Below are 24801 nucleotides of genomic sequence, written 5' to 3' on the forward strand. Positions count from 1 at the left end.
AAAGGTCAAAAGACAAAGAGTATTGACATGAGCCAACAAGACACCCCAACCATTCTAAAGCAAATCGTTGCCGATAAACGAGCATGGATAGCCAACAAACAAGCTGAGTTTCCATTGGAACAATTCCAATCGGAGATTGTGCCGAGTGAGCGTGATTTTTATACCGCTTTGCAGATAGGCATTGCTGGCAAACATAGCCCTGCTTATATCCTAGAATGCAAAAAAGCCTCGCCATCTAAAGGGCTGATTCGTGCTGACTTTTCTCCCACACAGATTGCCAATATCTATAAACACTACGCCAGTGCCATTTCTGTACTCACTGATGAAAAATACTTTCAGGGGAGTTTTGACTATATCAAACAGGTTCGTGAAGTTGCTCATCAGCCCATACTTTGTAAAGATTTTATCGTGAGTCCCTATCAGGTGTATTTGGCTCGTTATCATCAGGCAGATGCCATTTTATTGATGTTATCTGTGTTAACGGATGAGGAATATCTCCAACTTACTGAGCTTGCCCATGACTTGGGTATGGGCGTTTTGACCGAATCAGCAACCGAAGACGAGGTGCAACGTGCCATCAATTTAGATGCCAAAGTCATCGGCATTAACAACCGCAATCTACACGACTTGAGCGTGAACATTAATCGTACAGCACAGCTTGCCCAACCAATTCCCTCCGATAGAATTATCATCAGTGAATCGGGAATAAAAAACCACCAGCATATTAAGCAAATACAACCGTATGCCAACGGCTTTCTTATCGGCAGTAGCTTGATGGCAGAGGAAGACCTTAATGCTGCTGTCCGTCGAGTGGTGTTTGGTGAAAATAAGGTGTGCGGATTAACACGGGCTGACGATGCCAAATCTGCCTATGAAGTGGGTGCGTATTTTGGTGGGTTGATATTTGCTGAGAAATCTAAGCGTAAGTTGACCTTGGAGCAAGCAAAACAGATTGTCAATTCTGCACCACTTAAGTTTGTTGCTGTCTTTCAAAACCAATCGATTGAACAAATCTGTGACGTGGCGGAATCTTTAAATCTGTTTGCGGTGCAGTTACATGGTGATGAAGATAACGCCTTTGTGAATGAATTGCGTGAAAGATTGGCAAAACCTGTACAGATTTGGAAAGCAATCAGTGTAGACATAGAGAGATCTGAGTTTATCGTGCCTGATTTTCCACAGGTTGACCGCTTTGTTATTGATAGCAAAGTCGGCAGTCAAACAGGTGGCACTGGTAAGACGTTTGATTGGTCACTTGTTCCTGCGGAGATTAAAGCAAAAAGTATGCTGGCAGGTGGCTTAAATATTGATAATATCAGCGATGCCAATGCCCAAGGATTTTTCGGGTTAGATATTAACTCTGGAGCGGAGAGTAGCGTGGGTGTGAAGGATTTGGCTAAATTAAAATGCATTTTTCAGAGAACTCTACAATACGAAACCTAATTAAGGAAACTAATAATGAATACGAAACTTCCTTCCTACTTTGGCGAATATGGCGGTATGTTTGTGCCTGAAATTTTGGTACCTGTACTCTGTGAGTTGGAACAGGCGTTTATTGATGCTCAAAATGATGAAAGCTTTAAGCAGGAATTTCATGAGCTGTTAAAAAATTATGCAGGTCGTCCAACCGCATTGACACTGTGCAAAAACTTGACCAAAGGCACAAATGCTAAGTTGTATTTAAAACGTGAAGACTTGCTCCACGGTGGGGCTCATAAAACCAATCAGGTGCTTGGACAAGCATTGCTCGCCTTACGCATGGGTAAAACAGAAATCATTGCCGAAACAGGGGCTGGACAACATGGGACAGCCACAGCGTTGGCATGTGCGTTGCTGGGATTAAAATGCCGAGTGTATATGGGTGCAAAAGACATTGAGCGTCAGTCGCCTAATGTCTTTCGTATGAAGCTGATGGGGGCAGAAGTCATTGCAGTGGATAAAGGCTCAAGGTCATTAAAAGATGCTTGTTGTGAGGCGATGCGTGATTGGGCTGCAAACTATGATAAAGCCCATTATTTATTAGGGACAGCAGCAGGACCACACCCATTTCCGACCATTGTGCGTGAGTTTCAGCGGATGATTGGCGAGGAGACAAAAGCCCAAATGCTAGAGCGTGAAGGGCGTTTGCCAGATACCATTGTCGCCTGTGTGGGTGGTGGCTCAAATGCGATAGGTATGTTTGCTGACTTTGTTGATGAAAAAGGCGTAGAGTTGATAGGAGTTGAGCCTGCGGGCAAGGGAGTGGATACCGATGAACATGGTGCGCCGCTAACACATGGACGTACGGGCATTTACTTTGGTATGAAGTCGCCATTGATGCAAGACGACGATGGACAAATTGATGAGTCGTATTCGATATCAGCAGGTCTGGATTTTCCGTCTGTCGGTCCTGAGCATGCTCATTTACATGCTATTGGTCGGGTGACCTATGGTTCGATTACCGATGATGAGGCATTGGATGCCTTTAGCTTATTGGCTCGAAAAGAAGGAATTATCCCAGCATTAGAATCATCACACGCCCTTGCGTATGCTATGAAGCTTATTCATGACAACCCCGGCAAAGAACAAATTATTGTGGTCAATCTATCAGGGCGGGGCGATAAAGATATATTTACCGTTGATAAATTTTTAGATAATGAGATTCAGCAATAGGAGAATGATATGAAAAAAGTCACGACCAGATTTAATACCATGCTTGCTGAATTAGCCCAAAAAAACAATAGCAAGGGCAATCCTAGTAGCAATGAAAACAGCATTGGAGAAGGGGCATTTGTACCCTTTGTTACCCTATGCGACCCTGACTTAGAACGCTCGTTTGATATCATTTGTACACTTGTAAATAATGGCGCCGATGCACTAGAGCTTGGGTTGCCATTTTCTGACCCATTGCTCGATGGTGAAGTCATTCAGGCGGCTAACCAGCGTGCGTTATCGGCAGGGCATAGCACCGAAGACAGTTTTAAACTACTTGAGAGAGTGCGTGCTAAATATCCTGATACGCCTATCAGCCTGCTACTCTGTGCCAATTTGATTTTTGCTCAGACTTTAGATGGGTTTTATAAACGCTGTGCGGATATTGGCGTGGATGCGGTACTGGTGGCAGATGTACCATTGATGGAGTGTTTGCCATATTGTCAGTCTGCTGTTAAGCATGGCGTACAACCTGTGTTAATCTGCCCACCTAACGGTACGGAGCAAACCATCGCTCAAGTTGCGAGTCTAACCCAAGGCTACACCTACCTTGTCTCACGTGCTGGGGTGACTTCGGCGGATAATCAAGAATCTGCGGGTAATCTTGATGAATTGGTAAGTAAACTCAAAGCCAACAACTCTGCTCCAATATTGCAAGGTTTTGGTATTGCTAAGCCAGAGCAAGTCAAAGATGCCCTAGATAATGGCTGTGCAGGAGCAATTTCTGGCTCGGCAATTGTGCGTATTATCGAAAACAACCTTGATGACCATCAGTCGACTTTACAAAATCTGGGTGAGTTTGTAAGGCATATGAAGCAAGCAACAACTTAGAATTACCTTTATTTTGTGTGATATTTGCTTTCTAACATTCATACTTATTAAAGCAAAACAACTAAATCTTTTCAGCCAATCCTGCTGTCCGCTCATATCTGCTTGTTTGCATGGGGCGTTGGCTAAGGTTTGGCGTGTCGCTTGCTACCACGTCGCCACACCAAACCAAGCCACCGCAATCCCACTCAACCAAGCAGGATAACCGCTACCATCAGGGCTAAACCGCACCTATGGTGAGGTTGGTTAAAATATTGCAAATATAATGAGTAGGTTGGGTTGAAGCATAAAACCCAACGATGGTTCTATTTTAATTGTGGTGTTTGTTCTCGATACCTCGACACTAACCTACAAAGCTTGTATTGTTATAAATTTATATCAATGCTAGGATAGCAAGATAATAAATTGTTATGCAATAAAATTATCGATTGAATAAAGTTAAAGAAATAGAGATAGAATTTGGAATTCTTCAAGGTCGAGACTGCATTTACCTTGATGAACTACGATCATCGCATCAAAGATTACTGAACTTGATACATGGGAAGCCCAAAAAAATTGGTAAAATGAATCAAACTTTGATTATGTCCATGAGCCAGATTGGTTGCGAAATTCTGGAGGAAAAGTTATTTCTAAGCACAGGCACTTCATTTTTTAACCTATGATGATGTATTGGATATATTGTGCGAATCGTATGAATTTGAATTCGGGGAGCCACATGCATAACAAACAAATCAAGAAACGGAAAAATGCAGCTTAGCTGGGCGTTATCTCGAAAGGAGCCGTACAGAGTGATAGACGCAACGGACACAAAATTGAAAAAAGGCGATGAACCTTTTACTTATGAAGGCTCAAAACTAGCTTTTGATGTTCTGTCTTTTTGGCAATGGTCAAGTTCTGACCTGCTAGGAAATGCGCTTCGTGGGAAGTTAGCGGAATTTATTGTGGCTTCTAGCATTGATGCTCTATCAAGTCTCAGAGAAGAGTGGGATGAAGTTGATGTTGTGGCCTTAAACGGGTTAAAAATAGAGGTTAAATCCTCATCTTACTTGCAAAGTTGGCAACAAAATAAGCTTTCTAGAATCTCTTTTGGTATTCAGCCTACTGGCACATCACAAGCAAGAAATGAAGAGAAATTTAGGAAGGCAGATATTTATGTCTTTTGTGTTCTCGCACACAAAGATATGTCGTCAGTAAATCCACTGAATCTAGAGCAATGGGACTTTTATATTCTTTCTACATCCGTGCTAAATGAAAAACTGCCAGAGCAACAAACAATCACATTATCTAGTCTGTTGGAATTGAAACCTACTTGTGTAAAGTATGATGGATTGGGTGCTGAAATTAACAAACGAGATAACAAGCCAGTTCAGCCGACCGCTATAGCGGCGTATGACTGAGGCGTTACAAGTAAAGGATAGTTATGAGAGAGTATCGAGGAGAATGCCTTGATGCGTTTTCTGAGTATGATAGATTAGTATGCTTGAAAACCAGCGTTCAGCTAAGTAAGTCGTGTTAGAATTTTTAGCAATTTCGTTAAAAATTGGTTAAAAGTCGTAAAGCGACAATATAGTTTTAATTTTGTTTTGGTTGTCGAGTTACCTCAGTGCCTTGCTAACACGACTTACCTGCTTTCATGCTATGTTCATATTGTCAGTGATTTATATCAATGCTAGGATGACAAAATAATAAATTGTTAGGTATATAAAAGTATATGAGCGCAATTCTTAAATGCCCCAAATGTAAAAGTGATTTAGGTAAATCAGGAGGCTATTATTGTTGCTGGAATTCTGAATGTGATTTTCGCTCATATCGACCTTGGATTAGCCCACCTGAAAAAAAGGAAGAGTTTGATATATCTAAGGAACTTATCGTTGCAATTGGGGAATGCCTTAATGCTTCTGCAAACGGGCCATTCTTCGTAGATAATGAAGTTAAAGATAACCCATATTGGGAGTACCATACGTTATTAGGTTTCTATCCAGAGGAAGTACAGGAAATATCAGCGCAATGGCCTAACATAGATATTTCAGATAGTTTTATATCTGAGCTTATTAGCGATTGTTTTGCTAATCTACTAGGTTACCCACATAATTGCGAAAAATATTGGCTAGAATATTTTTCAAAAAATCGTGAGCAGCTGGCTGAGTTTGCTCGTCTTTGGAGAAAATCGAAATATGCGCAAAGTATTTAACAAGTTTAAGCAAAATGGACAGCTTTCTGTTTTCGTTTTTGAAATCGCTTTGCGATATTATTGGAAGACAGTTTCTATATAAATTTAACATTTAGCGGAGTTAATCTTCAAAAAGCCAAGTAGGTCGTGTTAGAAAAGGATGATTTCATCAGAAATTATCTGTCGTTGTAACACGCCGATATAATAACTCTGAAATTTTTTGCGTGTCGAGTTACGTTTCTGCCCCCACCAAATCCAGCTACCATCTATCTAAGTGCCTTTAGACCTACTGATTGTATACATTATGCTTAAATATTAATGCAATGAAATAGCTTTTATTGCATTGTTTACATTGTTAGAAATTAATATCCTTGCTACTATTGAATTTTAATAAATTATTAGCCTTCAAGGAAAATTAATCATATGAATAAAATTTTAATAATACTCGCATCTATGGTTGTTGCCTCATGTGCAAGTAATCCAAATATTACCAACTACCAAAGCAAAGGCAACCTAGAATCACCAAAGCCGGCATCTTGTACGGTTATTAATCAGCTTCTTTCAAGTCAAAATCCAGCTGATATATTTGTGGGGATGAAAAAGTGTTTAAATGACGAAAATTATTCAACTGCCGCAGAAATGTACTACGCTGCAATGACATATGGAATCTATGACACCAAAAGAGTCAGCGACAAAACCGCACATCAAGGTCTTATAGTCCTCCGTATGAACACATTAAATGGACTTTCAGAACAACAGATTTTTCTTCTCCAATCAGAAGTCAATGCAATCCGGCAAAATAATGCAAAGGTATGTGATGCCTTAACTGCTAGAGGGCTACCATCATATCACCCGACATATATGATTCAGCATGGAATGGGTGCATTTACAGGAAGTCATAGCAACCAAGGTATTGTTGACGGTTTTGATAGGAAATCTGCATGGGCTGAGGCAATTGAAAAAACAGTTAAGTGCAAGTAAAAACTAACAATCGCATATTGTGGGGGTGGTTTTCTGCTTTGCGCTAATCTTGCCGATGTTGTGGGCATTATAATGTGGATTTGAGTCATAACATATGAAGAGAAAATATGAAGTTTTACAAAGCAAGTGAATATCAGGCACGTTGTGAAGCGCTTTATCGTAAGTACGAACTTAAGATAACTGCGTTATTGCCAGATGCTGTAATTGAGCATATTGGCGCTTCGTCTATCCCTAATGCCGTATCTAAGGGCGATTTAGACATACTTGTGGGTGTTGACGGTAATAAATTAGAGCAATCAATAGAGGTACTTTCCACCTTGGGTTTCAATAAAAAACTTGATACGTTAAGAACCTCCGAGCTTTGCATGTTAGAAAGTACTTCTGGCGATGATGTCGCTTTCCAAATTGTTGCGATAGGTTCGCAGTTTGACGTTTTTGTCGAGTTTAGAGACAAGCTTTGCGCAAACCCTGCACTTGTTCAAAAATACAATGAACTAAAAGTATCTTGTACGGGTTTTACTCACGAGGCGTATCGTCGCAAAAAATCAGCTTTTATTGAGCTCGTTTTAGGGTAGGTATAACAAACGGCTTAAAAGCGATTTGTCTTGTGTGGTACTTTTACTATGTATAAGTTTTAATGATGGAGGTGGTTGTGGTAACGGTGGTATTGCGTTATTTGACCTTTGTACTATGCCATTTTAATAGAGCGTTAGGTTAGTTAGAAGGAGAGGTTATGTCCAGACTTGAAGGAAAGGTTGCATTAATTACCGGTGCTGCTAGAGGTATTGGACAAGCAATTGCTGAGTTATTCTCTGATGAAGGGGCGCAAATTATTGTATCTGATATTAATGACGAGCAAGGGCAAGCGGTAGCGAACAAGATTGGCGTCAATGCTAAATATATTCATTTAGATGTATCACAAGAATCAGAGTGGCAAAGCGCTGTAAAGTTTATTAAACATGAATATGGGCATTTAGATGTTCTTGTTAATAATGCTGGGATAACTGGTTTTCTTGAAACTCAAGGTCCTCATGATCCAGAGAATCTTGATATGGATAGTTGGCACAAGGTGCACGCAACAAATTTAGATGGTGTGGCACTGGGTTGTAAATACGGCATTCAACTAATGAAAAGCGCTAACCATGCCAGTATTATAAACATCTCATCAAGATCCGGTATTGTTGGGATTCCTGCCGCAACGGCATACGCCTCAAGTAAAGCCGCTGTCAGAAACCATACAAAATCAGTCGCATTGTACTGTGCAGAAAAAAACTATTCTATTAGATGTAATTCAATACATCCTGGCGCAATCTTTACACCAATATGGGATACCATGCTTGGAGAAGGAGCACAAAGAGAAACGACAATAAAAGAAATCTCTGCTGGTGTACCACTGGGTATTATGGGAGAACCAAAGGATGTTGCTTATGCTGCTTTATATTTGGCTTCAAATGAATCTAGGTATGTAACCGGTATTGAGCTTAATATAGATGGGGGCATTCTTGCTGGCAGTACTGCAGCTCCATCGGCTAAATAATATATAAGTTAGGTTAGTAATAAAAAGGGAAACATTACCTAGGTAAAATAAATCCGTGGTTTGTTAATGTCGTAAAAACCTCTTATCTGTTATTTAGGTAGTTATAACGGATAACTCGCATAGAGTGTTCTTAACAAAGCAAAACCGAGCTACGCAAAGGTAAGGGATAGCTAATATATAATACCACCTTCTTAGGAATCAAACCCCACCGCAAAAACCCCTTTCGAACCAGCCCCTTAAAAAAAAACTGTTTAAAACCTCAAAAAAACATAAAAAACCCCTTGCCAACCTAAAAAAACTGCGTATAATACGCCCTCACGCAAACGGGGCAGAGCTGACAAAGCGAAGTTTTGTAGCGTAAATTAAAGTGAAATTGAGTTAAGCTTAAAACAAAGAAAAGCGAAGCGAAAAAACTTTAAAAAGGCGTAAAAAAGTGTTGACACGAGAGATAAACACTATATAATATGCCTTCCCTGAGTCGCACAGCATACGTTGAAGACAAAGGGGGTAAAGATTAACCTGACGAAGGTAATCTAACTCATTAAAAACAAACTTAAAAAACAACTTGTGTGGATTTTTGCTAATTTAGAATGACTTTAAAAAGATAATCATTCGACGAAATTAGTAGAAATACTCAAAGTTAATTCATATACGAACATACTTAAGTAAATATGCTAGTAAAGTACGAATGAGCCAAGATTAGGGACCATCTTAAAAGGTCTCAACAAAGATTAAACTGAAGAGTTTGATCATGGCTCAGATTGAACGCTGGCGGCAGGCTTAACACATGCAAGTCGAGCGATGAAGGTCTAGCTTGCTAGACCCGATTAGCGGCGGACGGGTGAGTAATACTTAGGAATCTACCTAGTAGTGGGGGATAGCCCGGGGAAACTCGGATTAATACCGCATACGTCTTACGGGAGAAAGGGGGCACTTTGTGCTCTTGCTATTAGATGAGCCTAAGTCGGATTAGCTAGATGGTGGGGTAAAGGCCTACCATGGCGACGATCTGTAGCTGGTCTGAGAGGATGATCAGCCACACCGGAACTGAGACACGGTCCGGACTCCTACGGGAGGCAGCAGTGGGGAATATTGGACAATGGGGGCAACCCTGATCCAGCCATGCCGCGTGTGTGAAGAAGGCCTTTTGGTTGTAAAGCACTTTAAGCAGTGAGGAACAGCTATAGGTTAATACCCTATAGTCATGACGTTAACTGCAGAATAAGCACCGGCTAACTCTGTGCCAGCAGCCGCGGTAATACAGAGGGTGCGAGCGTTAATCGGAATTACTGGGCGTAAAGCGAGCGTAGGTGGTCTAATAAGTCAGATGTGAAATCCCCGGGCTTAACCTGGGAACTGCATCTGAAACTGTTAAACTAGAGTAGGTGAGAGGGAAGTAGAATTCCAGGTGTAGCGGTGAAATGCGTAGAGATCTGGAGGAATACCGATGGCGAAGGCAGCTTCCTGGCATCATACTGACACTGAGGTTCGAAAGCGTGGGTAGCAAACAGGATTAGATACCCTGGTAGTCCACGCCGTAAACGATGTCTACTAGTCGTTGGGTCTCATGAAGACTTAGTGACGCAGCTAACGCAATAAGTAGACCGCCTGGGGAGTACGGCCGCAAGGTTAAAACTCAAATGAATTGACGGGGGCCCGCACAAGCGGTGGAGCATGTGGTTTAATTCGATGCAACGCGAAGAACCTTACCTGGTCTTGACATACACAGAATCTTGTAGAGATACGAGAGTGCCTTCGGGAATTGTGATACAGGTGCTGCATGGCTGTCGTCAGCTCGTGTCGTGAGATGTTGGGTTAAGTCCCGCAACGAGCGCAACCCTTATCCTTAGTTGCCAGCACGTAATGGTGGGGACTCTAAGGAGACTGCCAGTGACAAACTGGAGGAAGGCGGGGACGACGTCAAGTCATCATGGCCCTTACGACCAGGGCTACACACGTGCTACAATGGTAGGTACAAAGGGAAGCTACACAGCGATGTGATGCCAATCTCAAAACGCCTATCTCAGTCCAGATTGGAGTCTGCAACTCGACTCCATGAAGTCGGAATCGCTAGTAATCGTGGATCAGAATGCCACGGTGAATACGTTCCCGGGCCTTGTACACACCGCCCGTCACACCATGGGAGTTGATCTCACCAGAAGTGGGTAGCCTAACTTAGGAGGGCGCTCACCACGGTGGGGTTGATGACTGGGGTGAAGTCGTAACAAGGTAGCCGTAGGGGAACCTGCGGCTGGATCACCTCCTTAACGAAAGCATTCAATTGGCAAGAATTCACAACAAGTTGTTTTTTAAGAAGTAAGCTATAAGGGTCTATAGCTCAGCTGGTTAGAGCACCGTGTTGATAACGCGGGGGTCATAAGTTCAAGTCTTATTAGACCCACCATGGGGCCATAGCTCAGTTGGTAGAGCGCCTGCCTTGCACGCAGGAGGTCAGGAGTTCGACTCTCCTTGGCTCCACCATTAATTTACAGATATAAGTAATTTGGGAAGATTATTTATATCTGTGAAAGCAGAAAGAACATGATGACTTGAAGAGAGCATCATAAACTATTTAACAACATAGAAATGAGTCTGGGTTAAACACACTGTTCCAACAAGAATGTGTTTAACCTGATAGTTAACGGAATGACATTGTAATGTTATCCCACCGTTAACTATCGAAAAGTAAAGAGAACTGAATCAAGCGCGTTATTTATTGGAAGATAGATAACAACACAAATGGTGATATCGTTAATTAAATTACCTATACATTGCAAACTATTTTGGATTGTATAGTCAAGTAATTAAGTGCACATGGTGGATGCCTTGGCAGTCAGAGGCGATGAAAGACGTGATAGCCTGCGATAAGCTTCGGGGAGGTGGCAATATCCTACGATCCGGAGATTTCTGAATGGGGAAACCCAACTAGCATAAGCTAGTTATCTCGTAAGAGAGGCAAACCGGGAGAAGTGAAACATCTCAGTACCCCGAGGAAAAGACATCAAATGAGATTCCCCAAGTAGCGGCGAGCGAACGGGGAGTAGCCGACGGACTTATAGATAGGAGAACAGCTTGGGAAGGCTGGCCATAGTGGGTGATAGCCCCGTATCCGAAATCTATTAGGAAGCATATTAAGTAGTGCGGGACACGAGAAATCCTGTATGAAGATGGGGGGACCATCCTCCAAGGCTAAATACTCCTGACTGACCGATAGTGAACCAGTACCGTGAGGGAAAGGCGAAAAGAACCCCTGTGAGGGGAGTGAAATAGAACCTGAAACCGTGTGCATACAAGCAGTCGGAGCGGACTTGTTCCGTGACGGCGTACCTTTTGTATAATGGGTCAGCGACTTATATTCTGTAGCGAGGTTAACCATTTAGGGGAGCCGTAGAGAAATCGAGTCTTAATAGGGCGAATAGTTGCAGGGTATAGACCCGAAACCGAGTGATCTATCCATGAGCAGGTTGAAAGTGCCGTAACAGGCATCGGAGGACCGAACCCACTGTCGTTGAAAAGCCAGGGGATGACTTGTGGATAGGGGTGAAAGGCTAATCAAACTCGGTGATAGCTGGTTCTCCCCGAAAGCTATTTAGGTAGCGCCTCGGACGAATACCATAGGGGGTAGAGCACTGTTTCGGCTAGGGGGTCATACCGACTTACCAAACCGATGCAAACTCCGAATACCTATGAGTACTATCCGGGAGACACACTGCGGGTGCTAACGTCCGTAGTGGAGAGGGAAACAACCCAGACCGCCAGCTAAGGCCCCAAATTCCTAGTTAAGTGGGAAACGATGTGGGAAGGCATAGACAGCTAGGAGGTTGGCTTAGAAGCAGCCACCCTTTAAAGAAAGCGTAATAGCTCACTAGTCGAGTCGGCCTGCGCGGAAGATGTAACGGGGCTCAAACTAGGAGCCGAAGCTGCGGATTTGAAATTTGTTTCAAGTGGTAGGGGAGCGTTGTGTAAGCCGATGAAGGTGTGTTGTAAGGCATGCTGGAGGTATCACAAGAGCGAATGCTGACGTGAGTAACGATAAAACGGGTGAAAAGCCCGTTCGCCGGAAGACCAAGGGTTCCAGTCCAACGTTAATCGGGGCTGGGTGAGTCGACCCCTAAGGCGAGGCCGAAAGGCGTAGTCGATGGGAAATAGGTTAATATTCCTATACTTGTTTGTGATGCGATGGAGGGACGGAGAAGGTTATATCAGCCTGGCGATGGTTGTCCAGGTGAAAGGATGTAGGTTTAGTGCTTAGGCAAATCCGGGCACTTATATACTGAGATCTGATAGCAAGCTAGTTTACTAGCGAAGTGGTAGATACCATGCTTCCAGGAAAAGCTTCAAGCGATAGTCACAAACGAATCGTACCCGAAACCGACACAGGTGGTCAGGTAGAGAATACCAAGGCGCTTGAGAGAACTCTGCTGAAGGAACTAGGCAAAATGGTACCGTAACTTCGGGAGAAGGTACGCTGCCGACGGTGATTGGACTTGCTCCATGAGCTGTTGGCAGTCGCAGATACCAGGTGGCTGCAACTGTTTATTAAAAACACAGCACTCTGCAAACACGAAAGTGGACGTATAGGGTGTGATGCCTGCCCGGTGCTGGAAGGTTAATTGATGATGTTAGCGTAAGCGAAGCATTTGATCGAAGCCCCAGTAAACGGCGGCCGTAACTATAACGGTCCTAAGGTAGCGAAATTCCTTGTCGGGTAAGTTCCGACCTGCACGAATGGCATAATGATGGCCACGCTGTCTCCAGCAGAGGCTCAGTGAAATCGAAATCGCAGTGAAGATGCTGTGTACCCGCGGCTAGACGGAAAGACCCCGTGAACCTTTACTACAGCTTTACATTGAACTTTGACCTAACCTGTGCAGGATAGGTGGGAGGCTATGAAGCGTGATCGCCAGATTGCGTGGAGCCATCCTTGAAATACCACCCTGGTTATGTTGAGGTTCTAACTTAGGCATTCACAGTGCTGAGGACAATGTATGGTGGGTAGTTTGACTGGGGCGGTCTCCTCCTAAAGAGTAACGGAGGAGTACGAAGGTGCGCTCAGAACGGTCGGAAATCGTTCAAAGAGTATAAAGGCAAAAGCGCGCTTAACTGCGAGAGTCACAACTCGAGCAGGTACGAAAGTAGGTCTTAGTGATCCGGTGGTTCTGTATGGAAGGGCCATCGCTCAACGGATAAAAGGTACTCTGGGGATAACAGGCTGATACCGCCCAAGAGTTCATATCGACGGCGGTGTTTGGCACCTCGATGTCGGCTCATCTCATCCTGGGGCTGAAGCAGGTCCCAAGGGTATGGCTGTTCGCCATTTAAAGAGGTACGCGAGCTGGGTTTAGAACGTCGTGAGACAGTTCGGTCCCTATCTACCGTGGGCGTTGGAAATTTGAGAGGATCTGCTCCTAGTACGAGAGGACCAGAGTGGACGAACCTCTGGTGTTTCGGTTGTGACGCCAGTCGCATTGCCGAGTAGCTACGTTCGGATGGGATAACCGCTGAAAGCATCTAAGCGGGAAGCCCACCTCAAGATTAGATTTCCCTTAAGAGCCGTTCAAGACTAGGACGTTGATAGGTCAGGTGTGGAAGCATAGCGATATGTGTAGCTAACTGATACTAATTGCTCGTTTGGCTTGACTATACAATACCAAAATGGTTTATATAGTTAATATAATTTCGATATCATCATAAGCTTGATATCAGATAATAATCTTGAAAGTCGAAAGACATATATAAAACTCATTTCTACTAGCAACCTAGTCGGTTGCTGTTGTTAAAACCCCTTCGCTGACGATAATAGCAAGATGGAACCACCTGATCCCTTCCCGAACTCAGAAGTGAAACGTCTTCGCGCCAATGGTAGTGTGGTTCGCCCATGTGAGAGTAGGTCATCGTCAGCTCCTTATTCGTAACCCAACCGGTTACTCCAAAACCGCCCCGCTCACTGAGTGGGGCGGTTTTTTTGCTTGGTTTTTTATTGTTGTTTTTATCTAAATCTCAACGTATTAGTAAAACAATACTTTATTGATAAAGATTATCATTAGCGTTATAATGCGTTTTCAATTAGTAGTTCTAACAATTATTTCTCCCTTAAAAATTCAAGTATGAGCAAAAAATGAAACAGTTAACTACCCCAAAAGTTCTTTTAGCTGCCTCAATTAGTATGTTAATGCATGCTGCAGCTGCACAAACACCATTTAATGAAAATCAAGAAGAGATGCCATCAGCAACCTTAGAAACGATTGAGTTAGTTGCAAAGCGTGATTTACTCTTGACTGAGATATCAGAAGAGGATGTTTATGATAAAAATGAGTCCAGTACTTATAAAGACAAAGAAGAGTTAGAACGTTTTATGGGCGAGTCACCAGCAGACATTTTTAAAGGCATGATAGGTGTAGAAAGTGGAGACGCTCGTAACAGTGGTGCAATTGATCCTAATGTAAGAGGGATTCAAGGTCAAGGACGAGTTCCTGTCACTATTGATGGTACGGAACAGGCAATTACAGTTTATCGTGGTTATAATGGTGCAAATAACCGTAACTACATAGATCCATTGTTAATTAGTAACGTAAAAGTTAGCAAAGGTCCTTCTATGGAAAAAGGAATTCGTTCATCGGTTGGGGGAGCTGTTACCATTAATACGTTAAATGTTGATGATGTATTAATAGGTGGTGAAAATTTTGGTTTTAGTATCAAAGGCATAGTTGGTAATAATGCTACAGATGCCAATGCTATTGACTATAATAGTGTGGATGTGATACATGCAGAAGATAACGACTTGTATCCAGTTCAAGATCAGTACAATCCGGATTTATATGAAGAAGGTAGTTACCAAAGGCAATCTGCTGAGCAGTTACGTGATATTTTTTTAAACCTCAGTGGAGAATTGCCAAGAAAATCTAACCTTGGTATTGAAACGAGTAAAGTAGCAGATAATCGCAGTAATCCTCTTTCTATTGGTGATAAGGCTGTTCGTATTGCTATGGCAGGAAGAAGTGAGATAGGAGGTATTAAAGTAGATGGTTTAGCCGCTTATACTCGTCGTAATCGTGGTAACTATTATGCTGGTAAGCATAATAGTGATGATTATCGTACTGATGTTGATAGAAATAACCGTAAGACAGGTGATTTTACTGCGTACATGGCAGATGTTTATCTGCCTGGTAGAGAAGTACCAAATACTTCAAACGAAAGTGACTCTTACTTGCTCAAAGGGTCTATCCGTCCTAGTGATGATCAAGCAATTCAACTTGGTTATCGCCATAGTGAAACAACGTATGGTGATATTATGCCGTCAAGGGTTGCTGGTGAAAGCATAAAAGGTGGTCTTTATGATGTTACTGGACGCGTTCCACAGTGGCCATTAAGTAATGTCGAAATTGATGCTGCTAATATTAAATATCGCTTTGATCCCAAAAATAATAAATGGGTAGATTTAACAGCCAATCTTTGGCAAACAGAAAGTCAAATAAATAGTAATAATTCAGGTGGGTATCCTTATTTTCTAGTTGGTCCACCCAGTTACTCAATATTTAGTAATCCTGATGCATTGACTGCTTATATTGATGCATTAACTGATAGATATGGTGACAGGTTCCCTGAAGTTGCTAACTGCGGACAAAATCCATACAACTTATATAATCCTTATACTTTGTGTGGTCAGTTGAGTACGCTTTACGGTGCCAATACGATAAAAAAAGCGGATGCATATATGCAAACCCATAATGATAGAGTTGGCATTAGTTTAAGTAATACTGCACAAATTACTGATCAGCTAGATGCAACCGTATCTGGAAATTGGCAAAAAGAGAAATTAGAAACTGATGAAATACAAGATAAAGCAGCATTCAGCTTTGTCGCTTTACCTCGTAAGGGACGCCGTGAGGAATGGAATATTGGTACAGTTCTGAATTGGCAACCATCAGACAAGTGGCGAGTACAAGCAGGGCTAGACTATAAAGAGTATTGGACTTTTGATGATTTAGTAAATGAAGGTAGAAAAGAGGGGAAATATCCTAATAAAGGGCAAAAGCTATCTGGTATTAAAATAAATTATTATGAGAAAGCCAATCAAACCATTCAAGATGCCTATCAGTCTTATAAAAATGGTGATTCTAGTTACTATGACTATACTAACACCTTTAGAAATGAAACAGGTAGCTATCCTAACTATGGTTCTGCACAGGGTGAGGTGAGTGATATTGAAGGTGGAAATGAAGGCACCATATACCTTAAGAAAGATTTTGTTTGGCAGGCGGATGATAAAGGTAATCTGAGCCGAGATAGCAACATATTCTTTAATGGCGAAGCTAAGGCAAATGGTTGGCTTCCTCCTGCTAAGCTAAAAGAGATTGGTACTTCAGGCGTATTAAAGGGTAGTGGAGGTGGCATCCCTATTTATGAAGACTCAACAGTAGGCGATCGACTCCAATCTTTACAAAAAGTAAAAGATCATGCTTTAGATCCTAGTCTGGCGTTGTCGTATAAAATTAATGACGGTGCGCGTGTTTATGCTCGTTATGCTCAAACCACACGTATGCCAAGCATATATGAGGCAACCTTAGGTTTTTCTTTATTACCTGGTGGTTTTGGAGAACATGTTGATGACTCTAGTCCTGTTAAACCAGAAAAAGGTACTAACTTTGAGATTGGCTATGTACAAGACTTAACTCCTTGGTTGAAAGATGCTCGTCATGCTGATTTTAAATTAGCATTCTTCAACAACCGTATTGATGATGTGATAGATCGTAATGCTGAGTTTAAATTACAAAATTTTGATCATCAAACCATACAGGGGCTGGAAGTACAAAGTAGATATGATAATGGCGATTGGTTTGGCGATTTAAGTTTTACTCACAACTTTAAAAATGAAGTATGCGATGCACAATATGCCATGCAAGAAGACCCTTATTATGGGCAAGTACCAGATTGTGTTAAATATGGTTTTAATTTTGGATATTTACAAAACATGGGACAGCCAGATTGGCAAACTGATTTGACATTAGGTAAGCGTTTGATGGATGAGAAGCTTACCATTGGTACACGATTACATTATCATTCTGGTGCTGATAAAGAAATGAATGTCAGCAATTATGGTAATAGTAATGAAGGTGTCTCTATATTTAATACGCCATTAGATTGGTCAGATGTTCTAACAGTTGATGGTTTTATGAACTATAAAGTAAATGATAATATGTTTTTTGAGTTAACTGGAGCTAATTTAACAGATCAATACTATATTGATCCATTGAGTCGATCGTTGATGCCAGCACCTGGAAGAAGCGTAACCGCGAAAGCAGAGTTTAAGTTTTAGTAATATATAATTGTCTCATTCTAGAAATTAGAATTGCTTCTCATCAATGGTAGTGTGCTTTTCCCATGTGAGAGTAGATGGTAATCGTCAGCTCATTATTCCGTAACCTAACAGTTACACCAAAACCACCCCTTGCGTTAGTGAGGGGCGGTTTTTTTGGGCTTAGTTTTATATCAATTTAGTTTTTGCTACTTATAATTTAACAATAAGCACTTTTACATCGCTATTGCTGCCTGATACTATTCTATTGTATTAGCTTAAATAAAGGTTATTAAAAAAGCCTCTAAATATTCTTAGAGGCTTTTTTAAAGATAAACCTTATCTTATCTTTCTAAAATACAAGTAACGCCTTGACCACCTGCGGCACAAATAGAAATAAGAGCGCGACCACCACCTTTTTGATCAAGTAATTTAGCGGCAGTGGCAAGAATACGCCCACCAGTGGCCGCAAAAGGGTGACCAGCTGCTAGTGATGAACCATTGACATTAAGTTTACTTCTATCGATTGAGCCTAATGGTGCCTCTAGTCCTAATCTTTCTTGACAGAAAGTATCATCTTCCCATGCTTTAAGTGTAGATAGAACTTGTGAAGCAAAAGCTTCATGGATTTCATAAAAATCAAAATCTTGTAAAGTTAATCCAGCACGTTGCAACATTCGTGGAACAGCATAAGCTGGCGCCATTAATAACCCTTCTGTCACACCAGATTTGCCGATAAAGTCTACTGCTGCTGTTTCATGATGCGTAATATAAGCTAAAGGACGTAAGCCATTTTGTTCTGCCCATTCTTCACTACCAATTAAAACACATGAAGCACCATCTGTTAATGGCGTTGAGTTAGCGGCTGTCATCGTTGGATTTGCATTCTTTTTACCAAAAACAGGCTTAAGTGTTGCAAGTTTTTCTAGGCTGCTATCTGGGCGTAAGTTGTTGTCACGGGTTAAGCCTTTAAATGGTGTCATTAAATCTGCCATAAAGCCTTCTTCGTATGCACGAGCTAAGTTTTTGTGGCTATTAACTGCTAGCTCATCTTGCTCTTCACGTGTGACACCCCACTCAAGTGTGGTGATTGCTTGATGATCACCCATTGATAACTTGGTACGCGGTTCTCCATTTTGCGGTGGATCAATTAAATCCTTTGGATTAATACCCATCAATGCTTGCATGCGTTGTTTGCCAGTTTTAGCAGCACCAAGTTTAATAATGGCTTTACGTAAGCTATCACCAACAGCAATTGGAGCATCAGAAGTGGTATCAACACCACCTGTGATGGCAGAATCAATAATGCCTAACGCAATTTTATTTGCTGCTGCAAATGTTGACTGTAAACCAGTACCACATGCTTGTGAAATATCATAGGCAGGTGTTGCAGGTGATAGGGCGGTGTTTAATGCTGCTTCACGTGTTAGATTAAGGTCACGACTATGTTTTAACACAGCACCTGCAACCACTTCGCCAATTTGCTTACCTTGCAAATCATAACGTTCTACAAGACCATTTAATGCGGCTGTTAGCATATCAAGGTTACTTGCATTGGCATAAGGACCATTTGAACGTGCAAATGGAATGCGGTTTGCACCCAAAATGGCAACTTTGCGAATCGTATTATTGTCTGACATGAAATATCCTTTATTAATTGATTGGGTGTTAAGTTAACAAACAAAAATTTTGCAAATCGATTTTAGCATATGTCTATTAGTTGGCAAGCGTAAAGCATGAACGCATCATTTAGTATTAGATTTGGTTGTTTCATCTTTACTATTATTTTTTGTGAATTAGCCAGTCTAAACATATTACATCGTAATACTTGAAAGATGGCGTAAATAACTGCATTATTATGACTATAGATTTTAACTAAACAACAATTTTATTTTATTGAAGGAAGTATACGATGAGTGATCGTTATGGAAGTTTTATTCAATCACCAATGGGTCAAACTGTTGCCAAAAACTTAGGCTTACCTATGCCTATGAAGCTAGATAGATATAAAAAAGGATCAGCACTTGCTGGTGGTGACGTGTTAGTTGGTGTTGCGTCTGGCGATGATAACAAAGTAAGTGACGCTATTGCCCGGGTTGTGGTTGAAGCCAAAGCAAATGTTTTTGTAACAAAAGCAGGTGCTTTAAAAGCAAAACTTGATGAAGCTGGCGCAAAAGTACAAGAATACACCGGTGGTGCAGATAAATATAAAGTTACTATTTTTGATGCAACTAATATTAAAAATGCAGAAGACTTAAAAGAGGTTTATGAGTTTTTCCATCCTATTGCCCGCCGTGTGGAAAAATCTGGTCGAGTTATTATCATTGGTAGACCACCAGAAGAAATTGAAGACATCGAGTTTGCAATTGCTCAACGCTCTTTAGAAGGGTTTATAAAGTCTGTTGGTAAAGAGTTTAAAAAAGGCATTACGGCACAGCTTGTTTATGTTAGCGAAGGGCAAGAATCTAACCTCGATTCAACTTTACGCTTCTTTATGTCAGCACGTTCGGCTTATGTATCTGGTCAGGTGGTTAGAGTCGGTGCAGGTGAATCGCTAGCAATTAATTGGGATCAACCATTGGCTGGTAAAACTATGGTTGTAACCGGTGCTAGCCGTGGTATTGGTAAGTCAATCGCACAAACTTTGGCACGTGATGGTGCTTACGTTATTTGTTTAGATATCCCACCATTGTTAGAGGACTTGCAAAAAGTTGCTGGTGAAATTGGCGGTGCAAGCTTAGCTGCTGATATTACTGCCGAAGATGCTGGTGAAAAAATTGCTGCAGAAGCAGCCAAGCATAATGGCTTAGATGCAATTATCCATAACGCGGGTGTTACTCGAGATAAAACACTGGCAAAAATGGATGAAAAAAGATGGGATATGGTGATAGATATTAACTTAGCAAGTATTGCCCGTGTTAATAAATACCTATTAGATAACAATGCGTTAACGGATAACGCACGTATTGTTTGCGTGTCTTCGATTTCTGGTATTGCTGGTAACTTAGGGCAAACAAACTATGCCACTTCAAAAGCTGGTGTAATCGGGCTAGTAAATGCAACGGCAAAACAATTTGCAAAATCTGATCAAGGTATGACAATTAATGCGGTGGCACCAGGGTTTATTGAAACACAAATGACGGCTCAAATACCATTTGCGATTCGTGAAGCGGGTCGTCGTATGAATTCGATGAGCCAAGGTGGTTTGCCAGTAGATGTTGCAGAAACCATTGCATGGTTTGCGTCACCGGCATCAGGTGGTGTTAATGGCAATGTTGTGCGTGTTTGTGGTCAAAGCCTATTAGGTGCATAACACTTACACTTTTGGCTAGATGGCTAGCCATCTCAACTTATTTGTTATATTAAAAAAGGGCTCGATTTATTAATCAAGCCCTTTTTTAATATCAGTTTTTTAGTAGGTGTGAGTTAGTATTATAGCTAACCAATTGCTTAGCAATATAGCAGTAATACTAATCAACCGCTTTACTGATAAATCACTTCCATAATTTCATATTCTACAACGCCACTTGGCGTTTCGATACGAGCTTCATCGCCTTCAGATTTACCAATTAAGCCACGAGCAATCGGAGAATTAATAGAAATCTTAGCGGCTTTAAAATCAGCTTCATCATCACCAACAATTTTATAGCGTTTTTCTTCTTCGGTATCCAAGTTTTCGATAACAACGGTAACACCAAAAACCACACGTCCATCATTTGGCAAACTTGCTGGATCGATTACTTGAGCGCCACCCAGTTTTGCCTCAATATCACGGATGCGTGCTTCACAAAAACCTTGTTGCTCACGGGCAGCATGATACTCGGCATTTTCTTTTAAATCGCCGTGTTCACGTGCTTCGGCAATAGAAGCAGTAATACGCGGGCGGTCGACAGTTTTAAGTTGCTTTAGCTCTTCTTCCAAAGCGGCATGACCTTGTGGTGTCATAGGGAAGCGTTGCATAATAAATCCTCTTGTAAAACAAAAATAAACACCACCTCGATGAGATGGTGTCTGTTTACTTAATTTAGTAAATTAAATCATATCTCGTTTGGCATGCAAGTCTTGTAATTTATAGACACCAAATGGCAGTTGTACTGCAAACGCCTTACAAACGGCATCTGCTCCATTAAGTGTGGTTACATAAAAGACTTTGTTCTGCAACGCAGTACGGCGGATAGAGAAAGAGTCTTCTTGAGCTTGCTTACCTTCGGTTGTATTAATGATAAGTGTTATTTCATCATTTTTCAAGGCATCAACAATATGTGGTCGCCCTTCGTTTACTTTATTAATACGTTCACACGCAATGCCTTGCTCGGCAAGGTGCTTTTGTGTGCCAGCAGTTGCAATTAGTTTAAAACCAAATCCTGCCAGTTGCTTGGCAACATTGGTTAGGGCAGCTTTATCACTATTACGCACAGATAAGAAGGCCTTTTTATCTTCGTTATCTGTTGATAAGCTTGGTATTGTTTGGTTACCACCGGTTACTGCTTTGTAATAAGCTTCGCCAAAGGTTTCCCCAACGCCCATAACTTCGCCAGTTGACTTCATTTCTGGGCTAAGGATTGGATCAACCCCAGGGAATTTAGCAAACGGGAACACAGCCTCTTTTACAGCAAAAAATGATGGCTTGATTTCTTTGGTGAATTTTTGGCTCTCTAAACTCTGACCTGCCATACAACGTGCAGCAACCTGAGCTAATGATGTACCAATCACTTTTGAGACATAAGGCACAGTACGAGAGGCACGAGGATTTACTTCTAAAATATATACCGTACCATCTTTAACTGCGTACTGTACGTTCATTAAACCAACCACACCAAGCTCTTTTGCCATAGCTATGGTTTGCTCACGCATGACATCGCAAACCTCATCAGACAACGAATAAGGCGGGATAGAGCAAGATGAATCGCCTGAGTGAACGCCTGCTTGTTCGATATGCTGCATGATACCGCCAATAACAACCTCATTGCCGTCGCTGATACAATCCACATCTACCTCAATTGCGTCATCCAAAAAGCGGTCTAACAGTACAGGGGCTTCGTTAGAGGCTTGTACAGCAGTTTTTAGATAATGCTTGAGTTCTTCTTCGTTATATACAATTTCCATTGCACGACCGCCTAGTACATAAGATGGGCGTACTACTAATGGGTAGCCAACTTCTTTTGCTTGAACCAATCCTTCTTCTAAGCTGGTTGCCAATGCATTTGGTGGTTGTATTAAGTTTAGGTCGTGAATCATTTTTTGGAAACGCTCACGGTCTTCGGCACGGTCAATGGCATCTGGGCTTGTGCCAATAATCTTAACGCCTTCTGCTTCTAATGCACGCGCCAGTTTTAGCGGCGTTTGCCCACCGTATTGTACAATCACGCCATCTGGGCTTTCGATACGTACAATTTCTAGCACATCTTCTAGGGTAATTGGCTCAAAGTATAAGCGGTCTGATGTGTCATAGTCGGTAGAAACCGTTTCTGGGTTACAGTTAACCATAATGGTTTCATAGCCGTCAGCACGCATGGCAAGTGCAGCATGCACACAGCAGTAATCAAACTCAATACCTTGACCGATGCGGTTAGGACCACCACCGATAACCATGATTTTTTTCTTATCGCTTGGGTTTGCTTCACACTCTTCATCATAGCTTGAGTACATGTAGGCAGTTGAGGTTTCAAACTCAGCTGCACAAGTATCAACACGTTTGTAAACCGGATAGACACCTAAATCCCAACGTTTGTTACGTAGGTCGTTTTGCGATACGTTAAGTAAGGTTGATAAACGAAGGTCAGATAAACCTTTGCGTTTAAAGGCACGTAAAGTATCTGCTGTTAGGTTATCAAAACCAAGCTGTTTTACTTGTGCTTCTGTGTTAACGATGTCTTGAATTTGTACCAAAAACCATGGGTCAATTTTGTTGATTGCAAACACATCATCAATACTCATACCAGCACGGAAGGCATCGGCAATGTAATAAATACGGTCTGGTGTTGGTACGGTCAATTTGTTTTTAATTTCTGCCAAGGCTTTGCTTGGCTCAATAGCGGCTAAATCAATTTGTTCATCAAACCCAGTTGCGCCTGTTTCCATGCCACGTAGGGCTTTTTGCATAGACTCTTGGAAGTTGCGACCAATTGCCATTACCTCGCCAACCGATTTCATTTGGGTTGATAAAGTATTGTCTGCTTGAGGGAACTTCTCAAAGTTAAAACGAGGGATTTTAGTTACGACATAGTCGATAGATGGCTCAAAGCTTGCTGGCGTTTTGCCGCCTGTGATGTCATTTTGTAGTTCATCTAGCGTGTAACCAACCGCAAGTTTTGCTGCAATTTTGGCAATTGGGAAGCCAGTTGCTTTACTTGCTAATGCCGATGAGCGAGAAACACGAGGGTTCATCTCAATAACAACCATACGACCATCGACAGGGTTGATACCAAACTGTACGTTAGAACCACCGGTTTCGACACCAATTTCACGCAATACGGCTAGTGAGGCATTACGCATGATTTGATATTCTTTATCAGTCAAGGTTTGAGCAGGGGCAACTGTGATTGAGTCGCCAGTGTGTACACCCATTGGGTCAAAGTTTTCGATAGAACAAATGATGATACAGTTGTCATTTTTATCACGTACCACTTCCATCTCATATTCTTTCCAACCAATTAGTGATTCATCAATTAATAGCTGGTGAGTTGGCGACATATCAAAGCCACGAGTACAAATCTCGACAAATTCATCTTTATTGTAAGCGATACCACCGCCAGAACCACCCATGGTGAATGATGGACGGATAATGCAAGGGAAGCCAACTTTTTCTTGAATGGCAAAAGCTTCGTCCATGGTTTCGGCAATGTCTGCACGTGGGCATTCTAAGCCGATTTTTTTCATGGCTTGGTCAAATAGGTCACGGTCTTCGGCTTTTTCAATCGCATTTTTGGTAGCACCAATGAGTTCGCATCCGTATTTTTCTAATACGCCGTGTTTGTCTAAATCTAAGGCACAGTTTAATGCCGTTTGCCCGCCCATGGTTGGCAAAATAGCGTCCGGTTTTTCTTTTGCGATGATTTGCTCAACGGTTTGCCATGTGATTGGCTCGATGTAGGTCGCATCTGCCATTACGGGGTCTGTCATGATGGTGGCTGGATTTGAGTTAACTAGAATAACTCGGTAGCCTTCTTCTTTTAATGCTTTACAGGCTTGAGCACCTGAATAGTCAAACTCACAAGCCTGACCAATTACAATTGGACCTGCGCCTATGATAAGAATGCTTTGGATGTCAGTACGTTTTGGCATGGTGTTACCTTTGGT

General features: G+C 41.8%; 14 protein-coding genes, 2 tRNA genes and 3 rRNA genes. 15 read left to right on the forward strand and 4 right to left on the reverse strand.

Going from position 1 to position 24801, the window contains the following annotated elements; genetic code table 11:
• Positions 1-27 precede the first annotated feature (27 nt).
• From trpCF to trpA, 3 genes are read left to right on the forward strand one after another with little or no spacing between them, the layout of a single operon-like run.
• On the forward strand, positions 28-1443 hold the full coding sequence (trpCF, locus tag VH441_RS00890; RefSeq protein ID WP_434353615.1) for a bifunctional indole-3-glycerol-phosphate synthase TrpC/phosphoribosylanthranilate isomerase TrpF: 1416 nt from the start codon (positions 28-30) through the stop codon (positions 1441-1443).
• 15 nt (positions 1444-1458) lie between these two features.
• Positions 1459-2652, forward strand: coding sequence for a tryptophan synthase subunit beta (gene trpB / locus VH441_RS00895; RefSeq protein WP_434353616.1), 1194 nt, complete (start codon positions 1459-1461; stop codon positions 2650-2652).
• Between the two features lie 9 nt (positions 2653-2661).
• On the forward strand, positions 2662-3522 hold the full coding sequence (gene trpA, locus VH441_RS00900; protein WP_434353617.1) for a tryptophan synthase subunit alpha: 861 nt from the start codon (positions 2662-2664) through the stop codon (positions 3520-3522).
• 61 nt (positions 3523-3583) lie between these two features.
• Here the strand turns inward: trpA and VH441_RS00905 are convergent, their stop codons facing one another.
• Positions 3584-3715, reverse strand: a complete 132-nt coding sequence (locus VH441_RS00905; RefSeq protein ID WP_434353618.1) for a hypothetical protein — start codon at positions 3713-3715, stop codon at positions 3584-3586.
• A 592-nt stretch (positions 3716-4307) separates the two neighbouring features.
• Between VH441_RS00905 and VH441_RS00910 the strand changes: the two genes are divergently transcribed.
• From VH441_RS00910 to VH441_RS00960, 11 genes are all read left to right on the forward strand, one after another.
• The gene (locus VH441_RS00910; RefSeq protein WP_434353619.1) at positions 4308-4916 is read left to right on the forward strand and encodes a hypothetical protein; all 609 of its coding nucleotides are present in this window, start codon (positions 4308-4310) and stop codon (positions 4914-4916) included.
• Between the two features lie 314 nt (positions 4917-5230).
• On the forward strand, positions 5231-5710 hold the full coding sequence (locus VH441_RS00915) for a hypothetical protein (protein WP_434353620.1): 480 nt from the start codon (positions 5231-5233) through the stop codon (positions 5708-5710).
• A gap of 402 nt (positions 5711-6112) precedes the next feature.
• The gene (locus VH441_RS00920; protein WP_434353621.1) at positions 6113-6670 is read left to right on the forward strand and encodes a hypothetical protein; all 558 of its coding nucleotides are present in this window, start codon (positions 6113-6115) and stop codon (positions 6668-6670) included.
• Between the two features lie 107 nt (positions 6671-6777).
• A complete protein-coding gene (locus VH441_RS00925; RefSeq protein ID WP_434353622.1) occupies positions 6778-7245 on the forward strand; it encodes a GrpB family protein in 468 nt (155 codons plus the stop codon).
• A 158-nt stretch (positions 7246-7403) separates the two neighbouring features.
• On the forward strand, positions 7404-8207 hold the full coding sequence (locus VH441_RS00930) for a glucose 1-dehydrogenase (RefSeq protein ID WP_434353623.1): 804 nt from the start codon (positions 7404-7406) through the stop codon (positions 8205-8207).
• Between the two features lie 733 nt (positions 8208-8940).
• Positions 8941-10474: ribosomal RNA gene (locus VH441_RS00935) — 16S ribosomal RNA — on the forward strand.
• A gap of 60 nt (positions 10475-10534) precedes the next feature.
• Positions 10535-10611, forward strand: a tRNA-Ile gene (locus VH441_RS00940).
• A gap of 1 nt (position 10612) precedes the next feature.
• A tRNA-Ala gene (locus tag VH441_RS00945) sits at positions 10613-10688 on the forward strand.
• A 313-nt stretch (positions 10689-11001) separates the two neighbouring features.
• Positions 11002-13851, forward strand: a 23S ribosomal RNA gene (locus tag VH441_RS00950).
• Positions 13852-13996: 145 nt separating this feature from the next.
• A 5S ribosomal RNA gene (gene rrf / locus VH441_RS00955) occupies positions 13997-14110 on the forward strand.
• The 16S, 23S and 5S rRNA genes sit together here with 2 tRNA genes alongside, the layout of an rRNA operon.
• A 215-nt stretch (positions 14111-14325) precedes the next feature.
• A complete protein-coding gene (locus tag VH441_RS00960) occupies positions 14326-17523 on the forward strand; it encodes a TonB-dependent receptor domain-containing protein (protein WP_434353624.1) in 3198 nt (1065 codons plus the stop codon).
• Positions 17524-17846: 323 nt separating this feature from the next.
• Here VH441_RS00960 and VH441_RS00965 read toward each other — a convergent pair whose 3' ends face one another.
• On the reverse strand, positions 17847-19142 hold the full coding sequence (locus VH441_RS00965) for an acetyl-CoA C-acetyltransferase (RefSeq protein ID WP_434353625.1): 1296 nt from the start codon (positions 19140-19142) through the stop codon (positions 17847-17849).
• A 272-nt stretch (positions 19143-19414) separates the two neighbouring features.
• Between VH441_RS00965 and VH441_RS00970 the strand changes: the two genes are divergently transcribed.
• Positions 19415-20815, forward strand: a complete 1401-nt coding sequence (locus VH441_RS00970; protein WP_434353626.1) for a 3-oxoacyl-ACP reductase — start codon at positions 19415-19417, stop codon at positions 20813-20815.
• A 170-nt stretch (positions 20816-20985) separates the two neighbouring features.
• Here the strand turns inward: VH441_RS00970 and greA are convergent, their stop codons facing one another.
• A complete protein-coding gene (greA, locus tag VH441_RS00975) occupies positions 20986-21462 on the reverse strand; it encodes a transcription elongation factor GreA (protein WP_434353627.1) in 477 nt (158 codons plus the stop codon).
• 72 nt (positions 21463-21534) lie between these two features.
• Positions 21535-24786 carry a carbamoyl-phosphate synthase large subunit gene (gene carB / locus VH441_RS00980; protein ID WP_434353628.1) on the reverse strand — a complete coding sequence of 1084 codons (3252 nt, stop codon included), beginning with the start codon at positions 24784-24786 and terminating at the stop codon, positions 21535-21537.
• Positions 24787-24801 lie beyond the last annotated feature (15 nt).

The sequence above is a fragment of the Psychrobacter sp. HD31 genome (assembly GCF_051097895.1).
Lineage (GTDB): Bacteria > Pseudomonadota > Gammaproteobacteria > Pseudomonadales > Moraxellaceae > Psychrobacter.